Source organism: Wenyingzhuangia sp., assembly GCF_039768515.1.
In the GTDB taxonomy this organism is placed as follows: domain Bacteria; phylum Bacteroidota; class Bacteroidia; order Flavobacteriales; family Flavobacteriaceae; genus Wenyingzhuangia.
In genome coordinates, this window is sequence record NZ_JBDNAI010000063.1 from 1 (window position 1) to 3,474 (window position 3,474).

Sequence of the window (3,474 nt, forward strand, 5' to 3'; positions counted from 1 at the left end):
CGTGAATTATGCCATTAATCGTTAAGTTTTAAGACTGCCATAAAAGCTTCTTGAGGGATTTCAACATTTCCAACTTGTCTCATGCGTTTTTTTCCTTTCTTTTGTTTTTCTAGTAATTTGCGTTTTCTAGAAATATCACCACCATAACATTTTGCAGTTACATCTTTTCTCAAAGCTTTGGTTGTTTCTCTAGAAATTATTTTTGCCCCAATAGCCGCTTGAATTGGGATGTCAAATTGTTGGCGTGGTATTAATTCTTTTAGTTTTTCACACATTTTTTTTCCAATGTGATGTGCATTATTTGCATGGATCAAGGCCGAGAGAGCATCCACAGAGCTACCATTCAATAGGATATCTACTTTTACTAGTTTGGAAGATCTCATTCCCGTTGGAGAATAATCAAAGGAAGCATACCCTTTGGAAACTGTTTTCAAACGATCGTAAAAGTCAAAAACAATTTCTGCCAATGGCATATCAAAAATGAGTTCCACTCTTTCTGTGGTCAAATAGGTCTGATTGACTATCTCGCCACGTTTTTCTATACATAAACTCATCACTTGTCCAACAAAGTCAGATTTGGTGATAATTGAGGCTCTAATATAAGGTTCTTCAACTCTGTCCATACTCGAAGGGTCCGGTAAGTCAGTAGGGTTGTTGACCATAATGATGTTTTCAGGATTCTTTTTTGTAAATGCATGGTAGGAAACGTTGGGTACAGTAGTGATCACCGTCATGTCAAATTCACGTTCTAAACGTTCTTGTATGATTTCCATATGAAGCATGCCTAGAAATCCACAACGAAAACCAAACCCTAGAGCAGCCGAACTTTCAGGTTGAAAGACTAAGGAAGCATCGTTTAACTGTAGTTTCTCCATAGAATTTCTTAATTCTTCATAGTCCTCTGTATCCACCGGATAAATCCCGGCATATACCATTGGTTTTACGTTTTCAAATCCATCAATTCTCTCAGCAGTTGCATTCGTTAGACTTGTGATTGTATCACCAACTTTAACTTCTGAAGCTGTTTTTATTCCAGTAATCAAGTAACCAACATCACCAGTTTTAATTTCTTTTTTTGGACTCTGGCTCAGGTTAAGAGTACCAACTTCATCTGCAAAGTAGTCTTTACCAGTAGCCATAAATTTAATCTTCTCTCCTTTTTTTATGGAGCCATCAATAATTCTAAAATAGGTTTCAATTCCTCGGTATGAATTGTAAACAGAATCAAAAATCAAAGCTTTTAACGGTGCTTCTGGATTTCCTTCTGGTGCTGGGACTTTTTCAATAATAGCCTTTAAGATTTGATCAACACCAAATCCAGTTTTTCCACTTGCGTGAATTACTTCTTCAGCTTCACAACCTAATAGATCTACAATGTCATCGGTTACCTCTTCAGGGTTAGCGCTGGGTAGATCTACTTTGTTCAGTACGGGTATTATTTCTAAATCGTTTTCTAACGCTAGATATAAATTTGAAATGGTTTGCGCTTGTATACTTTGTGCTGCGTCAACAATCAATAATGCACCTTCACAAGCAGCAATAGATCTTGAGACTTCGTAGGAAAAATCTACGTGACCAGGCGTGTCAATTAAGTTTAAAATATAATCTTGTCCTTCGTGTTGGTAATTCATTTGAATGGCGTGAGATTTGATGGTAATACCACGTTCACGTTCCAAATCCATATTGTCAAGTAATTGAGCTTGTTCTTCTCTTTGAGAAACAGCTCCTGTAAAACCAAGTAATCTGTCGGCTAAGGTACTTTTACCATGGTCAATATGCGCAATGATGCAAAAATTTCTAATGTTCTTCATTTGTCCTAAAATACTAGCATGTTTTGCACACAAAGATACAGTATTCAAATTGGATAATAATCTCTTCTAAACAAATTACTGAGATTAAATATAGGGTGATGAATATTCGACATCAAAATACAATAAACAAACTATAGCAATTGCCATGATGATTTGTTTTGCAGTGTTTAGCTTTCGGTAATCGAGCGCTTTTTTCTTAAGGTTTGATGTCAAGTTTATTTTTTTATGAGAGGTGTTGTTTGTTTATGATTACAACGACGAAAGTATCTTTTTCTATCGACAAAGTGCCTGAAGGTGAAGTAAAGTTGTTTGATGTTTTTGAAGGTTTATAATTTACTTAACCCAAGGTTTTATTGTTTGACCTAAGAACTGTATTTTTGTTGTGCCTCTCACTTGTGTTGATTTTATTGAGTGGAAAAATTTTAAAAATAGAGATGGAATATAATTTTAATGAGATAGAGTCCAAATGGCAAAAATATTGGGCTGATCATAAAACCTTTAAGGCTGAGAACCTATCGGATAAGCCTAAGTTTTATGTGTTAGATATGTTTCCTTATCCTTCAGGAGCAGGATTACACGTAGGTCATCCACTGGGCTATATTGCTTCTGATATTTTTGCACGTTACAAACGACATAAAGGTTTTAATGTTTTACATCCACAGGGTTATGATTCATTTGGATTGCCAGCAGAGCAGTATGCGATTCAAACAGGTCAGCATCCTGCTAAGACAACAGAAACCAACATCAATACTTATCGAAAGCAATTAGATAAAATAGGATTTTCCTTTGACTGGTCAAGAGAAATTAGAACCTCTACACCAGAATATTACAAACATACTCAGTGGATTTTTACTGCATTATTTGACGCATGGTATAATAAAGAAACGGATAAAGCGGAAAAAATTGACACCTTGATCAAAGCTTTTGAGACTAGGGGTACCGCAGGGGTAAATGCTGTCTGTGATGATGAAGTGTTGGAATTTACAGCCCCTGAATGGGTTGCTTTTTCTAATGAAAAACAAGAGCAAATATTAGCTAAGTATAGACTGACTTATTTGTCTGAGACCGAGGTAAACTGGTGTCCTAATTTAGGGACAGTTTTGGCAAACGATGAAATTATTAATGGGCTATCAGAACGTGGTGGTCATCCTGTGATTCGTAAAAAAATGATGCAGTGGTCGATGCGAATTTCGGCTTATGCACAAAGATTGTTAGATGGGCTAAAAAATATTGATTGGCCCCAGCCTTTGAAAGATTCTCAAACCAACTGGATTGGACGTTCTCAAGGAGCAAGCGTAACCTTTGAGGTAGAAAATAAAAAAAGTTCAAGTGGTGAGGTATCACCATTGGTTATTGAGGTGTTTACAACCCGACCAGATACTATTTTTGGAGTCACATTTATGACTTTAGCTCCAGAACATGAGTTGGTTTCTAAAATTGTTACTGAGGCACAACAAGAACAAGTAGGAGCTTATGTTCAAGCTACATCCAAGCGCTCAGAAAGAGAGAGGATGTCCGACGTAAAGACCATTTCAGGAGTTTTTACAGGTGCTTATGCAAAGCATCCTTTTACAGGAGAGAATATACCTATTTGGGTTGGAGATTATGTATTAGCGAGTTATGGTACAGGTGCCGTGATGGCAGTTCCTTGTGGAGACCAACG

Annotated in this window: 2 protein-coding genes; one reads left to right on the forward strand and one right to left on the reverse strand. The window is 36.7% G+C overall.

The genetic code is table 11. The annotated features are described in order from the left end of the window. Positions 1–14 precede the first annotated feature (14 nt). On the reverse strand, positions 15–1,811 hold the full coding sequence (gene lepA / locus ABF281_RS03830) for a translation elongation factor 4 (protein ID WP_347180377.1): 1,797 nt from the start codon (positions 1,809–1,811) through the stop codon (positions 15–17). A 434-nt stretch (positions 1,812–2,245) separates the two neighbouring features. Between lepA and ABF281_RS03835 the strand changes: the two genes are divergently transcribed. Then, the coding region (locus tag ABF281_RS03835; RefSeq protein WP_347180378.1) for a class I tRNA ligase family protein at positions 2,246–3,474 on the forward strand (1,229 nt) is incomplete at its 3' end.